Source organism: Geodermatophilus sp. SYSU D01186 (assembly GCF_054050215.1).
This window is the reverse complement of the sequence record NZ_JBJGYW010000002.1, coordinates 172,622-187,885: the sequence shown is the minus strand read 5'-3', so window position 1 is coordinate 187,885 and position 15,264 is coordinate 172,622. Positions and strand designations below refer to the sequence as shown.

Below are 15,264 nucleotides of genomic sequence, written 5' to 3'. Positions count from 1 at the left end.
CGGCCCCGCCGCCCAGGAGGATGCTCACCCCATGTCGACCCCCAGCGGACCCGAGCCCGACCACGCCGCCGCACGCGGTCCCGAGGACCAGCCCGGCTGGGGCGCGCCTCCGCCGCCGGGCCAGGGTCCCGGCACGCCGACCCCGGGTCGGCCGGCGTCGTCCGCCGGTCCGGGCGCGACTCCCGGGAAGCGGCCGCCGCAGGTGCTCGCCGCCGCGTTCCTCGGCTTCGTCGTCGCCTTCTTCCTGCTGATCGGGGCGCTGGTCCTGTTCGCGGCGTCGTCGCTGTTCGGGGCGCTGAGCGCGATCTTCGGCATCCTCTACCTCGCGCTGACCGCCCTGAACGTCGTCGGCGGCGTCCAGGCCGTCCAGGGCCGGAGCAGCAAGCTGCTGAAGATCGCCGGGGGCATCACCGCCGGCCTCGGCGTGCTCTCCCTGGTCACCTACCTGGTCCAGGGCAGCTTCGACTTCTCGACGCTGGTGTCGATCCTCATCGGCGCCGCGATCGTCTTCCTGCTGGTGCAGCCGGCGTCCAAGGCCTGGTTCGCCGCCCGCGGCACGAGATAGTCCAGAACGCCCGAGGCCCCCGCTGCCGGCTCGGCAGCGGGGGCCTGGTGACGGGGCCTGGTGACGTACTGGAGCGGCCACCCTTCAGGGCCCCGCGCCGAGCGTGCGAGGCGTGGGGGGAAGGGTGGTCCTTGCTCAGTTGCGGGCGGCGGTCCCGGTGTAGTCGTCGGACGCCGACACCCAGCTCATGAGGCCGCGCAGCTTGCGCCCGGTCTCCTCGATCGGGTGCGCCTCGGCCTCGGCCCGGCGGCGCTTGAAGTCCGGCGCGCCGGCGTCCTGGTCGGCGATGAAGGCCGCGGCCCAGGAGCCGTCCTTGATCGCGGCGAGGACGTCCTTCATCGTCGCCTTGACGTGCTCGTCGACGATCTTCGGACCGGTCGTGTAGTCGCCGTACTCGGCGGTGTCCGACACCGACCAGCGCTGCTTGGCGATGCCGCCCTCGTACATGAGGTCGACGATCAGCTTCAGCTCGTGCAGGCACTCGAAGTAGGCGATCTCCGGCTGGTAGCCGGCCTCGATGAGGGTCTCGAAGCCCGCGGCCACCAGCGCCGACATGCCGCCGCAGAGCACGGCCTGCTCGCCGAACAGGTCGGTCTCGGTCTCCTCGGCGAAGGTCGTCTTGATGACGCCGGCGCGCGCGCCACCGATGGCCTTGGCGTAGGACAGCGCGATCTGCAGCGCCTGCCCGCTGGCGTCCTGCTCGACGGCGACCAGGCAGGGCACGCCCTTGCCGTTCTCGAACTCGCGGCGCACCAGGTGGCCGGGGCCCTTGGGGGCGACCATGGCGACGTCCACACCGGCCGGGGGCTTGATGTAGCCGAAGCGGATGTTGAAGCCGTGGCCGAAGAACAGCGCGTCGCCGTCCTGCAGGTTGGGCTCGACCGACTCCTTGTACAGGTTCCGCTGCACGTGGTCGGGCGCGAGGATCATGATCAGGTCGGCCTCGGCGGCGGCCTCGGCCGGCGTGACGACCCGCAGGCCCTCGGCCTCGGCCTTGGCCCGGCTCTTGCTGCCCTCGGGCAGACCGACGCGGACGTCGACACCCGAGTCACGCAGCGACAGAGCGTGCGCGTGCCCCTGGCTGCCGTAGCCCAGGACGGCGACCGTGCGCCCCTGGATGATCGACAGGTCGGCGTCGTCGTCGTAGAAGATCTCGGCGGCCATCTGCTGTGCGGTTCCCTTCGTTGTGCTCTTCGCTGATGAAGCGCAGTGGGTGATGCGGCTCTAGGGGTCGGGTTCAGGCGGTCCGCTCGACCGGGCGCAACGTACCGGCGCCCGACATCGACCGCGGACCCCGCCCCAGGGCCACGGTGCCGGACTGCGCCATCTCCTTGATGCCCAGGGGGGCGAGGACGGCGAGCAGCGCCTGGAGCTTGTCCGGCGTGCCGGTGGCCTCGAGGGTCACGGTGTCGGTGTTGACGTCGATGACGTGGGCGCGGAACAGCTCGGCGGTCTGCAGCACCTGGGTGCGGTCGGCCATGGGAGCGCGCACCTTGACCAGCAGCAGTTCCCGCTGGACGGCACCGGCCGCCTCGAGCTCGACGATCTTGATGACCTCGATGAGCTTGTTCAGCTGCTTGGTGATCTGCTCCAGCGGCTGGGTCTCGGCGTCGACCACGATCGTCATCCGGGACAGGTCCGGGTTCTCGGTCGGCCCGACGGCCAGCGACTCGATGTTGAACGCGCGCCGGCTGAACAGCGCCGAGACCCGGGCGAGGACGCCGGACTTGTTCTCGACCAGGACCGACAGGGTGTGGCGGGTCACTGCTCACTTCCTTTCAGGACCATCCGGTCCCGGGACGGCCCCCTCCAGGGTCCCGCCCGAGCCTGCGAGGAGCGGGGAGGAGGGGGTCCTTCTACGAGCGATGGAGGGAAGGGGGGTCCTACACCTGTCCGTCGCCGAAGACCGGGCGGATCCCGCGCGCGGCCATGATGTCGTCGTTGCTGGCACCGGCGGCGACCATCGGCCACACCTGGGCGTCGGAGCCGACCACGAAGTCGATGACGACCGGGGCGTCGTCGATCGCCATGGCCTTCTCGATCACCGCGTCGACGTCGTCCTTGCTCTCGCAGCGCAGGCCGACACAGCCCAGCGCCTCGGCCAGGGCGACGAAGTCGGGGATGCGCACCGGCTTGGGCGTGCCGTTCTCGTCGACCGGGTGCAGCTTGGTGTTGGAGTAGCGGCCCTCGTAGAACAGGGTCTGCCACTGCCGGACCATGCCGAGGTTGCCGTTGTTGATGACGGCGACCTTGACCGGGATGCCCTCGATGGCGCAGGTGGCCAGTTCCTGGTTGGTCATCTGGAAGCAGCCGTCGCCGTCGATGGCCCACACGGTCGTCTCGGGGCGGCCGTACTTGGCGCCCATCGCGGCCGGGACGGCGTAGCCCATCGTCCCGAGCCCGCCGCTGTTGAGCCAGGTGCCGGGCTTCTCGTACTTGATGAACTGGGCGGCCCACATCTGGTGCTGGCCGACGCCCGCGGCGTAGATCGCGTCGGGGCCGGCGATGGCGCCGAGCCGTTCGATCACGTACTGCGGGGACAGCGCGCCGTCCTCGGGCCAGTCGTAGCCCAGCGGGTACTTCTGCCGCCACGAGTCCAGCTGCGCCCACCAGGCGGCGAGGTCGGGGGTGCGCCCGGCCTCGTGCTCGGCGCGCAGGGCGACGACGAGCTCGGCGATCGTCTCGCGGGCGTCCCCGACGATCGGGACGTCGGCGCGGCGGTTCTTGCCGATCTCCGCGGGGTCGATGTCGGCGTGGACGACCTGGGCCTCGGGGGCGAACGAGGACAGCTGGCCGGTGACCCGGTCGTCGAAGCGGGCGCCGAGGGCGATGAGCACGTCGGCCTTCTGCAACGCGGTGACCGCGGCGACGGTGCCGTGCATGCCGGGCATGCCCAGGTGCTGCGGGTCGCTGTCGGGGAACGCGCCGCGGGCCATGAGGGTGGTCACGACGGGAGCGCCGGTGAGCTGCGCCAGCTCGGCCAGCTCGGCGGTGGCCTGCGCCTTGAGCACGCCGCCGCCGACGTAGAGCACCGGCCGGCGGGCGCCGGCGATGAGCGCGGCGGCCTCGCGGACCTGCTTGCCGTGCGGCCGGGTGGTCGGCTTGTAGCCGGGCAGGTCGAGCCGCGGCGGCCAGTGGAAGTCGGTGGTCGCCTGCAGGACGTCCTTGGGGATGTCGACCAGGACCGGGCCCGGGCGGCCGGTGGCGGCCAGGTGGAACGCCTCGGCGATCCGCTGCGGGATCTCGCGGGCGTCGGTGACCAGGAAGTTGTGCTTGGTGACCGGCATCGTGATGCCGCGGATGTCGGCCTCCTGGAAGGCGTCGGTGCCGATCGCGCCGCTGGGCACCTGGCCGGTGATCGCGACGATCGGGACCGAGTCCATGTAGGCGTCGGCCAGCGGCGTCACCAGGTTGGTCGCGCCCGGACCGGAGGTGGCCATGCAGACGCCGACCCGCCCGGTGGCCTGCGCGTAACCGGTGGCCGCGTGGCCGGCGCCCTGCTCGTGCCGGACCAGGACGTGGCGCACGTGGGAGTCGAACAGCGGGTCGTAGGCGGGCAGGATCGCCCCGCCGGGGATCCCGAACACCACCTCGACGCCGACCGCCTCGAGCGAGCGGACGAGGCTCTGCGCCCCGGTGCAGCCGAGGAGCGGCTCGGCGGCGGCCTCGGCCACCGACCGGGCGGCGGTCTCGACGCCGGCGAGCGCTGCGGCGGCTTCGCGTGTCGCGGACTCGCCGGGGGTGGTGCTGTTCATGGCGTCTCCTGGCAGTGCCCCCGGTGGGGGCGTCGGTTCGGGGGCCGTGCGGTGTGCACCGCGGGTGCCTGCGGGCGCGGGCCGGCCGTCGTCCGGGAGTCCAGGGGGCCCGCAAACGAAAGACCCCTCGTGCCTGCGGGCACAGAGGGGTCAGCGCATCGGTCGGGCGACCGACGCGCTAGGCGACTACGAGGAGCAGGCAGGCGGGGCGCACCCGCTCACTGTGCGCCTCGACGCGGCCGCACGTCAACCACCCCGTCCCACACAGTGGACACCGAGGTGCTCAGACGTGGGACGGCACCGCGAGACCGTCGAGCACCGCCGGGTCGAACCGGGCCAGCAGGTCCGGCAGGTCGGCCGCGGGCACCGGGTGGCCCAGCAGGTAGCCCTGCAGGTACCGGCAGCCCAGGCCGCGCAGCGCCGCGAGCTGGCCGGCCGTCTCGACGCCCTCGGCCACGACGTCCATGCCGAGGGTGCGCCCGAGCTCCACGACGCTGCCGACCAGCGCGGCGGTGCGCGGGTCGGACTCGATGTGCGCGACGAACGCGCGGTCCATCTTGAGCACCTGCACCGGCAGCCGGGCCAGCCGCGCGAGGCTGGAGTGTCCCTTGCCGAAGTCGTCCAGCGACAGCACGCAGCCCATGCTCCGCAGCGCGTCGAGGTCGCCGTCGGTCCGGTCCCCGGCGCCCATGAGCACCGACTCGGTGAGCTCCAGCATCAGCCGGTGCGCCGGCACGCCGGAGCCGGCGAGGACCGCCGCGACGTCGGTCGCCAGGCACCCGGCCTGCAGGTGCCGCATCGAGACGTTCACGCCGAGCTGCAGGTCGTGTCCGGCGGCGAGCATGGGGGCCAGCGCGGCCGTGGCCTCGGCGAGCACCCACCGCTGCAGCGGCACGATGAGGCCGTCGTCCTCGGCCAGGCCGACGAACTCCTCGGGCGGGACGGCGCCGAGCTCCGGGTGGTCCCAGCGGACGAGTGCCTCCACGCCCAGCACGCGCCGGTCCGGGACGCCCACCACCGGCTGGTAGGCCAGCGACAGCTCGCCGCCGGTGATGGCCGCGGGCAGGTCGCGGGCCAGCCGCGCACGGCGGTCCACCACGCGGTCGAGCGCCGCACCCGAGGAGCGGACGCAGTTCTTCCCCGCCGCCTTGGCCGCCCGCAGGGCGAGGTCGGCGCGGCGCAGGGACTCGAGGGGCTCGTCGCCGGAGCGCAGCGGGGCGACACCCACGCTGCCGGAGACGCGGAAGACCAGGCCGCCGTCGGCGCTCCCGTGCGGGGCGACCGGGCGGTGGTCGCGGTCGAGCAGCCCCACGAGCCGCTCGGCCAGCGCGGTGGACTCCTCGCGTCCGGCACGGACGAGGACGGCGAACTCGTCGCCGCCCAGCCGCGCCACGACGTCCCCGTCCCGGGCGGCCGCGCGCAGCCGGTCGGCCACCTCGCCCAGCAACCGGTCACCGGCGTCGTGCCCGGCGACGTCGTTGACCGCCTTGAAGCCGTCCAGGTCCACCAGCAGCAGGCACCCGGGGGCCGGGGTGGCCAGCGCCGTGCGCAGCGCGGCCATGAACCGCGCCCGGTTGGGCAGGCCGGTGAGGAAGTCGGTGTAGGCCAGCCGCTCCAGCTCGCGCTGGGCGCTGGTGCGGTCGGTGACGTCGCGCAGGTGCAGCACCAGCCCGTCGTCGTCCCCGGTGCGGGCGGCGCCGGAGACCTCCACCTCCCGCCAGCTCCCCTCCTGCGTGGACAGGCGCACCGTCGCGGGCAGCTCGGCCGGCTGCTCGCCGGCCCGCACGGCGACCGCCACCCGCTGGAGGCGTTCCCGGTCCCCGGAGTGGACGAGGCCGAGCAGGACGCGACCGGAGAGCTCGCGGTGGCTCCAGCCGAGGTGGTCCCACGACCGCCCTGACGTCCAGGCCACCCGGCCGGTCCGGTCGAGCAGGACGGTGACCGCCTCGCCGCTGTGCAGCAGCGCGCGCAGCCAGCCCTCCGTGCTGCGGACACGCCGGGTCAGCCGCTCGCCGTCGGCGGCCCACACGAGGCAGCGCACGAGGGCCAGCAGCATCAGCACGGTGATGCCGGCGCCCTCCAGCGGCGAGACGGTGCGCCCCGCGGTGACCCCGATGGCGAGGAAGAGCGCGACGCCGAAGGCCGCGCAGTTGCTGAACAGGACCCCCGCCAGCGGCAGCCCGGCCGCGGGCTCCGCGTCCTCGCCGGTGCGGCCGGGGTCGATGTCGACCGCCCGCAGCGCCGCCGCCAGCATGGCCAGCCACGCCAGGCCGGTGACGACGTCCAGCGCGGGCTCGTGGGTGGTGACGGCGAGGGCGCCGCTGAGCACCACGACCGCGAGCGCGACGGAGGCGGCCAGCAGCCAGCCGGCCGCCCGGCGCCGGCCGTCGTGGATCGCGGCCACGGTGACCAGGCCCACGCCGCACAGCAGCGCGCCCACCGCCGGGTAGCCGACGGAGACCAGCGGGTCGGACACACTGCCGGAACGGGCGCCGGCGTCGGCCAGGAGCGCCTCCCCGGACAGACCGACCGCCACGAGCACGATGACGCCGTCGAGCAGCGCGCGGGAGCCGATGGCGCGGGTGCCGGCGGACGACAGCAGCCGGGCGCAGGTCGCGATGGCGGCGGGCACGGCGGCCAGCAGCGGCAGGTCGTGCCAGCCGGCCTCGCTGGTGTTGATCCCGACACCGGCCAGCGCGCTGCCCGCCTGCCCCAGCCCCAGCAGCAGCATGGTCAGCGCGAGCGCGCGCCACGGACCGGCCGAGGGACCGGGCAGCCGTGCCCCGTGGCGGGCGATGACCACCGCGGTGACCCACGAGGCGGCCGCGAGCAGGACCGGACCCAGGCACAGGGCGGCGTCCCCCGCCGTGGTCTCGACGACCACGAGCGCGCCGGCGAGCACGGCGAGCAGGACGAGCACGGCTCCCGAGCTCCGTCCGCGGACGGAGGCTCGGCCGGCCGGGGTCCCCGCCATCAGCGGGAACCGACCAGGCCCGGCCACAGCACACCCGCGCCGTCGCAGAGCAGTTCGGTGAGCTCGGCCAGCCGCATCGGGCGCGCCAGCAGGAAGCCCTGGGCGAACCCGCAGCCCAGGCCGCGCAGCGCACCGAGCTGGGCCGGGGTCTCCACGCCCTCCGCGACGACGTCCAGGCCGAGGGCCCGGCCGATGGTCACGACCGACTCGCACAGCGCGCGGCTCTTCGGGTCGCGGTCGACCCGCGCGACGAAGGACCGGTCCAGCTTGAGGACGTCGATCGGCAGCCGGGTCAGGTCGGCCAGCGAGAACCGGCCGGCGCCGAAGTCGTCGAGCGCGACGTGCACGCCCATGAGCCGCAGCGCCTCGATGTCCACGCCCACGTGGTCGCCGTCGGCGAGCACGGTCGCCTCGGTGATCTCCAGGACCAGTCGCTCGGGCGGCAGGCCGGTGGCGTGCAGCACGGCGGCGACGTCCCCGACGAGGGTGCGCGCGGCGACGTGCGAGGCGGAGATGTTGACGCCGAGCTGGAGGGGCGCGCCGGTGTGCGGCAGAGCGACCGCCGCGGTCGCCGCCTGCTCCATGGCCCACCGCTGCAGCTCGTCCATGACCCCGGCGCGCTCGGCGACGGGCACGAACTCGGCCGGCGGCACGTCCCCCAGCTCCGGGTGGCGCCAGCGCAGCAGCGCCTCGATGCCGCTGATCCGCTGCTCCTCCAGGGAGACCACCGGCTGGAACAGCACCGTGAACTCACCGCGGGTCCAGGCACCGGGCAGGTCGTCGCGCAGCCGGTCCCGCCGGGCGGCGGCGTTGCCCAGCGCCGGCCGGTAGCGCAGCGCCGTCCCCGGCCCGGAGGCCGCCGCGGCCCGCACGGCGAGCTCGGCGCGGCCGGTCAGCTCCGCGACCGTCGCGCCGGTGGTCAGCTCGACGACGCCGATGCTCGCGGCGAGGTCGAAGATCCCCGCCGGGGTGTCCACCGGCTGCTCGATGACCGACAGGCAGCGGTCGGCGAGCAGGTCGACGGCGTGCGCCGGCCCCTCCACGAGGACGGCGAAGGTGCCGCCGCCGAGCCGGGCCACGACCTCCGGACCCCGGACGGTGGCCCGCAGCCGGCGCGCGACCTCGACCAGCACGACGCTGGCGACGTGGGTGCCGGCGTGCTCGCGCACCTCCTCCAGGCCCTGGAGCTCCACCAGCAGGAACGTGGTGCAGGGGACGCCGGGGCCGCCGGCACGGGCCAGCAGCTCCTCGACGGTCCGCCGGCAGCCGGCACGGTTGGGCAGGCCGGTGAGGGGATCGGTGAAGGCGACCTGCTCGAGGACGCGTTCGCGCTCGACCCGCTCGGTGGTGTCCCGGCAGTGCAGCACGACCGCTCCGACGTGCGCGTCGGAGCGCAGGTCGGAGACGCTGGCCTCCAGGTGCCGCCAGGTGCCGTCGGCGTGCTGCACCCGCAGCGTGGCAGAGCAGGCCGACCCGTCGCCGTCCCGGTGCAGTGCGCGGGCCACCGGGAGGGCGTCCTCCGGGTGGACCAGCTCGAGCAGGTCCCGGCCGACCACGGTCCGGCCGGGGTCGCCGAGCACGCTGCCGAACACCGGCGAGGCCCACGTGACCCGCAGGTCGTCGTCGAGGATGAGCACCGCGTCGCCGCTGGAGGCGACGAGGGAGCGGAAGTAGGACTCGCTGCGCCGCAGGCGGGCGCCCATGCGCTGCTCGTCGCGGGCGGTCACCCACCGGTGGACGACGGACAGGACCGCACACAGGACGACACCGCCGATCATGAGCGGGCTGGGGCGACCGCCCACGACTCCGGCGGTGACCAGCCCCAGCAGGGCGGCGAGCATCGCCAGGTGCGGCAGCAACTGGCCCAGGTGGGTGGAGCGGCCGCTGCGGGCCCGTCCGGGCCGTGCGTCGGCGGCCCGCCCTCCGGGGTCGGCCAGCGCGGCCGCGGCGACCAGGAACAGCCCGGCGACGACGAGGAAGCGGCTGGCGTCGGTCACGGCGACGGCGCCGGCGAGCGTGGCGGAGGTGCTCAGCGCGCGGCCGGTGGTCGCCGCGACAGCGCCGGCGAGCAGCAGCAGCGCCATGCGCTGGCGGTGGCTCTCGATGGCCCCGAGCAGCACCAGCGCCGCCGTCATCGTCCCGGCGGTGACCACGGCGGCGGCCGCCAGCACGGCCGCCTCGCCCAGGCCCAGTTCCAGCCAGCTGCGGTGCGGGCCGAGCACGAACAGCTGCACGACCAGCAGGCACGCGGTGCCGAAGAGGGCCAGCTCGACGCCGGACCGGGCACCGCGGCGCAGCCGGCCGCGGTCGACGAGGGTCAGGGTGCCGAGGACGAAGATCACGTAGCCGGGCACCGTCGGCAGCCACCGGAGCAGCACCCGCTCCATCGGGTCGTCGGGCTCCATCGCCAGCACGGTGAGGAAACCGAGGACGGGCAACAGCGGCGTGACGGCGACCAGACGCCAGCCTCGCGCACCCGACTGGTGGCGCCGTCCGGCACACCACGTCACAACGGACGTGACGCCCCCCATGACGGTGACCGCGACGTCCGCGGCGAACCCGGGACCGGTCGTGCCGGCGGCCACCGCACAGGCGGCCGCGGCCAACACGGCGCTCACGAGGAGCACCCACCTCAGCCTGTCCACACCGGGGGTGTCGGCACCTCACGCCGCGCACCGCAGCGGAGCGGGAACGTGCTCACCCCTCGGGGTGAGGGCCGCTCCCCGACCCCGACCCGCAGTCAGGGCCGGGGAGACCGGCCGGGGATCACCCGCAGATGGCGCCCTGCGCGGCGGAGCCGACGAGCTTGGCGTACTTGCCCAGGACGCCGGTGGTGTAGCGGGGCGGCAGCGGCTGCCAGCTCTGCCGGCGGCGGTCCAGCTCCTCGGCGTCCACCAGCAGGTCCAGGGTCCGGGCGGCGAGGTCCAGGCGGATCGGGTCGCCGTCCTGCACGAGGGCGATCGGGCCGCCGTCGGTGGCCTCGGGCGCGACGTGGCCGACGCACAGCCCCGTCGTCCCGCCGGAGAACCGGCCGTCGGTCAGCAGCAGGACGTCCTTGCCCAGGCCCGCGCCCTTGATGGCGCCGGTCACGGCGAGCATCTCCCGCATGCCGGGGCCGCCCTTGGGGCCCTCGTAGCGGATGACCACGACGTCGCCGGCCTTGAGGGTGCCCTCGGTGACGGCGTCCATCGCGCCCTGCTCGCCGTCGAAGACGCGTGCGGTGCCCTCGAAGACGTCGGCGTCGAAGCCCGCGGACTTCACGACCGCGCCCTCCGGCGACAGCGAGCCGCGCAGGATGGTCAGTCCGCCGGTCTTGTGGATCGGGTTGTCCATCGCGTGGACGATCGTTCCGTCGAGGTCCGGCGGGGCGATCTCCGCGAGGTTCTCGGCCATCGTCTTCCCGGTCACGGTGAGGACGTCGCCGTGCAGCAGGCCGGCGTCGAGCAGCGCGCGCAGCACGACGGGGACGCCGCCGACGCGGTCGATGTCGGTCATCACGAACCGGCCGAACGGCTTGACGTCGGCCAGGTGCGGGGTGCGGTCGCCGATCCGGTTGAAGTCGTCGAGGGTCAGGTCGACCTGCGCCTCGTGCGCGATCGCCAGCAGGTGCAGGACGGCGTTGGTGGAGCCGCCGAGCGCCATGACCACCGTGATCGCGTTCTCGAACGCCTTCTTCGTCATGATCTGGCGGGCCGTGATGCCCTGGCGCAGCAGGTTGACCACGGCCTCGCCCGAGGCGACCGCGAAGGCGTCGCGGCGGCTGTCGGGGGCCGGCGGCGCGGCGCTGCCCGGCAGGGCCATGCCCAGCGCCTCGGCGACGCTGGCCATGGTGTTGGCCGTGTACATGCCGCCGCAGGAGCCCATGCCCGGGCAGGCGGCCTTCTCGATGGCGTCGAGGTCCTCGCGGGTGATCAGCCCGCGGGCGCAGGCGCCGACGCCCTCGAACACGTCGATGATCGTGAGGTCGTCGCGGTCGCCGAGCTTCCCGGGCAGCGTCGACCCCGAGTACAGGAAGACGCTGGCCAGGTCGAGGCGCGCGGCGGCCATGAGCATCCCGGGCAGGGACTTGTCACAGCCGGCCAGCAGCACCGAGCCGTCGAGCCGCTCGGCGAACATGACCGTCTCCACCGAGTCGGCGATGACCTCCCGCGAGACCAGCGAGGCGCGCATGCCCTCGTGGCCCATGGAGATGCCGTCGGAGACCGAGATCGTGCCGAACTCCAGCGGGTAGCCGCCGGCCGCGTGCACGCCCTCCTTGGCCCGCTTGGCCAGCCGGTCCAGGGAGAGGTTGCAGGGGGTGATCTCGTTCCACGACGACGCGACGCCGATCTGCGGCTTGTCCCAGTCGTCGTCCCCCATGCCGACCGCGCGGAGCATGGCGCGGGCAGGGGCCCTGGTGATCCCGTCGGTCACCTCGCGGCTGCGGGGCTTGACGTCTGCGGTGGTGGTGGGGCGGTCCTCGACGCTCGTCACGTCCGCCGAGCGTAGGCCGCGGCACCGACGTGGACGAGGACACCGTTGATACTGGTACCGACACCACCACCGAGCCGCAGGAGACCGCGTGCCGCCGTCCGCCCGCCGCGAGCTGGCCGACTTCCTCCGCTCGCGCCGTCGGCAGGTCGACCCCCGCGCGGTCGGGCTGCCCGCCGGGGGCGCACGGCGCACCCCCGGGCTGCGCCGCGAGGAGGTCGCGCTGCTGTCCGGCGTCAGCCACACCTGGTACACGTGGCTGGAGCAGGGCCGGGACATCCGCGCGTCCCGGCAGGTGGTCGAGGCGCTGGCCCGCACGCTGCGCATGTCCCCGGCCGAGCGCGAGTACGTGCTGCGGCTGGCCGGTCACGGCGGCGCGGCGCCGGAGGCAGCAGCCCACGGCATCCCGGCCCACGTGCAGCGGCTGGTGGACGCCCTGGGCAGCTCCCCCGCCTACGTGATCACCGCGAGCTGGTCGATCGTCGGCTGGAACCGCGCCTACGAGCGGCTCTACCCCGGGGTGGCCGCCGTGCCGGCCGCCGACCGGAACCTGCTGTGGCTGGTGTTCACCGACCCCGCGGTGCGCGCGCTGCTGGGCGACTGGACCACCGACAGCCGGCGCTTCCTCACCCAGTTCCGGGCCGAGGTCGGCCCCCGCCTCGCCGACCCCGACGTCGTCGACCTGGTCGCGCGGCTGGAGGCGGCCAGCCCGCACTTCCGCGCCGGGTGGGCCAGCCACGACGTCGACCGGTTCAGCTCCGGGGAACGGCGCTTCGAGCACCCGGAGGTGGGGACGCTGCTGCTGGAGCACCACCAGCTGACCCCGGCCGACGCCCCCGGGCTGCAGCTGGTCGTCTACACCGCGGCCGAGGGCAGTGACGCGGCCGCCAAGCTGGCCGCCATGACCGGCTGACCCGGTCTGGGACACTCGGCAGACGTGGCTGCTCCCGTCCGCATGCGGATGAGCCGGACGGCGTTGCTCCCGGTCGTCCTGCTCCTCGTGTGCGCCGTCCCGCTGGCCTTCGCCGCGACCTGGACGCTCGTCGTCCTGCTCGTGCCCCTCCTCGTCGCCGCCTGGGTGCTGCGCGTCGGTGTCGACGTCAGCGACGACGCCGTCACCGTGCGCTCGATGGTCGGGCAGCGCCGGGTGCCGTGGTCCGAGCTCGCCGGGATCCGGGTGGGCCGCCGCGACGACCTCTGGCTGGTCACCACCGGCGGCACCGAGGTGCGCCTGCCGGTGCTGCGCACCCGCGACCTCCCGCGGCTGGCCGCCCTCTCCGGCGGGCGCATCCCCTCCCCCGACCCGGCGGCCTGACCCGCCTCAGTACGCGTCGACGACGTTGACCAGCGGTTCCCCGGCGAGCACGCGGGCGATCTGGTCGACGACGGCGACGCCGGCACGCTCGTTGGTCGCCGGCACGTTCCCGGCGACGTGCGGCGTCAGCAGCAACCCGGGCGCCGACCACAGCGGGTGCCCCTCCGGCAGCGGCTCGGGGTCGGTGACGTCCAGCGCCGCCCGCAGCCGACCGGACCGCAGCTCGGCCAGCAGGGCGCCGGTGTCCACGACCACCCCGCGCGCGGCGTTCACCAGCAGCGCGCCGTCGGCCATCGCCGCGAGGAAGTCCGCGTCGACCAGCCCGGTGGTCTCCGGCGTGACCGGCACGATCACCACCACGACGTCGGCCTGCGACAGGAGCCGGGGCAGCTCCTCGGTGCCGTGGACGCCGGCGCGCGCGGTCCGGGCGACGTAGGTCAGCTCGACGTCGAAGCCGGCGAGCATCCGCCCGACGGCCCGCCCGATGTCGCCCGCCCCGACGACGAGCACCCGTGCGCCGACGACGGTGCCGAACGCGGCGGGCGACCAGCGGCCGGCGTCCTGCTCGCGGACGAAGTGCGGCAGCCCGCGCTGGGCGGCCAGCACCGCGGCCACCACCCACTCCGCGGTCGACGGCGTGTGCGCGCCCCGCGCGTTGCACAGCGCGACGCCCTCGGGCAGCCGGCCGACGAACTTCTCCGCGCCGGCGCTGAGCAGCTGCACCAGCCGCAGGCGGGGCAGCGCCGCGGCGAGCTCCAGGTCCGCTCCGCCGCCCCCGCGCGGCACCCACACCTGAGCCTGGGCGGCCTCGCCGCTGGGCACGTCGCCCGGGTCCAGCCGGTGGGCGCGCACGCGGGGGGACACCGCCTCGACCGCGGTGGCCAGCGCCCGGGAGGGGACGAGCACGTGCAGCGTCTCGTCCTCGCCGACGACGTACGAACCGGTGATCTCGGGGGCCACGTGGTCCGACACTAGGCCCACGCCCAGCCGGCGCACGTACTGTGCTGGGGGTGAGCCGGCGGCGCGGGAGGCGGGGACGGCGGCTGGCCGGTGCCCTGCTGCTGACCGCCGTCCTGGCCGGGTGCGGGAGCGACGGTTACGAGCCGGCGGGCCCCTTCCGCCCGCTGCCCGAGGACCCGCCGCCGCAGGTCGGCCCGCCCACGGAGACCACACCCCCACGCGGCCCCGGCGACCCGGCCGACCCCGGCTCGGGCGAGCAGGGCGGCGACCCGAACGTCGTCGCCTCCGGCCTGACCGTGCCCACCGGCCTGGTGGTGCTGCCCGACGGCTCGGCGGTCGTCGGCGAGCGCGACAGCGGCCGGCTGTTCCAGGTGTTCCCCGACCGCTCCCCCGCCCAGGAGCTCATGACCGTCACCGGGATCGACCCCGCGGGCGACGGGGGCCTGCTGGGCCTGGCGCTGTCGCCGACCTTCGCCGAGGACGGCCTGCTCTACGCCTACGTCTCCACCGCGACCGACAACCGGGTGGTCCGCTTCCCCCTCGGCGGGACGCCGAACCCGGTGCTCACCGGCCTGCCCCGCGGCGAGACCCGCAACGGCGGCGGGCTGCTGTTCGGCGCCGACGGCACCCTCTACGTGGGCACCGGCGACACCGGCAACGCCGCCCTGGCCCAGGACCCGGCGTCACTGGGCGGCAAGGTCCTGCACGTCGACGTCTTCGGGCAGCCGGTCGGCGCCGGGCCGGTGTACAGCAGCGGGCACGGCAACGTCACCGCCCTGTGCAGCGACGGCGCCGAGGGCCTGTTCGCGACCGACGACGCGGTCGACGGCCCCGACGCGTTCGACCGGGTCGCGCAGGGCGGTGACGCCGGCTGGCCGCAGCCCGGCCCGGGCAGCCGCGAGCCGGTGCTGGAGATCGCCGGCCCCGACGGCGGCCTGGGCGGCTGCGCGGTGTCCGGCCGCGCCGTCTTCCTCGGCGCCCTCGACGGCCGGCGGGTGCACGCGGTCGAGCTGGACGCCGGCGGCACACCCGTCGACCAGCCCACCGACTTCCTCGCCGAGCGCTACGGCCGGCTGCGGACCGTCGTCCTCGACGCCGACGGCGCGCTGTGGATCACCACGTCGAACCGCGACGGCATCGGCACCCCCGTCGAGCAGGACGACCGGGTGCTCCGCGTGCTCCCGCCCGGCGGCTCCGGCGACTCCCCGCTGTGACGCTCTGACAC

11 protein-coding genes are annotated in these 15,264 nt (G+C 75.0%); 4 read left to right on the top strand and 7 right to left on the bottom strand.

Features of this window, described 5'->3' with window-relative positions; translation table 11 throughout:
• Positions 1-31: 31 nt before the first annotated feature.
• A complete protein-coding gene (locus ACI784_RS02300; RefSeq protein ID WP_456922184.1) occupies positions 32-565 on the top strand; it encodes a hypothetical protein in 534 nt (177 codons plus the stop codon).
• Positions 566-700: 135 nt separating this feature from the next.
• Here ACI784_RS02300 and ilvC read toward each other — a convergent pair whose 3' ends face one another.
• From ilvC to ilvD, 6 genes are all read right to left on the bottom strand, one after another.
• The gene (gene ilvC / locus ACI784_RS02295; RefSeq protein WP_456922308.1) at positions 701-1,783 is read right to left on the bottom strand and encodes a ketol-acid reductoisomerase; all 1,083 of its coding nucleotides are present in this window, start codon (positions 1,781-1,783) and stop codon (positions 701-703) included.
• Positions 1,784-1,802: 19 nt separating this feature from the next.
• Positions 1,803-2,330 (bottom strand): acetolactate synthase small subunit, encoded by a 528-nt coding sequence (gene ilvN, locus ACI784_RS02290; protein WP_456850168.1) that lies wholly within the window; start codon positions 2,328-2,330, stop codon positions 1,803-1,805.
• 118 nt (positions 2,331-2,448) lie between these two features.
• A complete protein-coding gene (locus ACI784_RS02285) occupies positions 2,449-4,320 on the bottom strand; it encodes an acetolactate synthase large subunit (protein ID WP_457012412.1) in 1,872 nt (623 codons plus the stop codon).
• A gap of 283 nt (positions 4,321-4,603) precedes the next feature.
• On the bottom strand, positions 4,604-7,240 hold the full coding sequence (locus ACI784_RS02280; protein ID WP_457012411.1) for a putative bifunctional diguanylate cyclase/phosphodiesterase: 2,637 nt from the start codon (positions 7,238-7,240) through the stop codon (positions 4,604-4,606).
• Between the two features lie 53 nt (positions 7,241-7,293).
• Positions 7,294-9,912, bottom strand: a complete 2,619-nt coding sequence (locus ACI784_RS02275; protein WP_456922187.1) for a putative bifunctional diguanylate cyclase/phosphodiesterase — start codon at positions 9,910-9,912, stop codon at positions 7,294-7,296.
• Positions 9,913-10,060: 148 nt separating this feature from the next.
• Positions 10,061-11,767: a dihydroxy-acid dehydratase gene (ilvD, locus tag ACI784_RS02270; RefSeq protein WP_456922188.1), complete on the bottom strand. Its 1,707-nt coding sequence runs from the start codon at positions 11,765-11,767 to the stop codon at positions 10,061-10,063.
• Positions 11,768-11,855: 88 nt separating this feature from the next.
• On the opposite strand from ilvD, the gene ACI784_RS02265 reads away from it, so the two are divergent.
• Positions 11,856-12,677: a helix-turn-helix transcriptional regulator gene (locus ACI784_RS02265; protein ID WP_456922189.1), complete on the top strand. Its 822-nt coding sequence runs from the start codon at positions 11,856-11,858 to the stop codon at positions 12,675-12,677.
• Between the two features lie 24 nt (positions 12,678-12,701).
• On the top strand, positions 12,702-13,079 hold the full coding sequence (locus ACI784_RS02260; RefSeq protein WP_457012410.1) for a PH domain-containing protein: 378 nt from the start codon (positions 12,702-12,704) through the stop codon (positions 13,077-13,079).
• A 6-nt stretch (positions 13,080-13,085) separates the two neighbouring features.
• Here ACI784_RS02260 and ACI784_RS02255 read toward each other — a convergent pair whose 3' ends face one another.
• Complete coding sequence (locus ACI784_RS02255) at positions 13,086-14,039, bottom strand: 2-hydroxyacid dehydrogenase (protein ID WP_457012409.1); 954 nt, start codon at positions 14,037-14,039, stop codon at positions 13,086-13,088.
• 50 nt (positions 14,040-14,089) lie between these two features.
• On the opposite strand from ACI784_RS02255, the gene ACI784_RS02250 reads away from it, so the two are divergent.
• Complete coding sequence (locus ACI784_RS02250; RefSeq protein WP_457012408.1) at positions 14,090-15,253, top strand: PQQ-dependent sugar dehydrogenase; 1,164 nt, start codon at positions 14,090-14,092, stop codon at positions 15,251-15,253.
• The last annotated feature ends 11 nt before the right edge of the window (positions 15,254-15,264 follow it).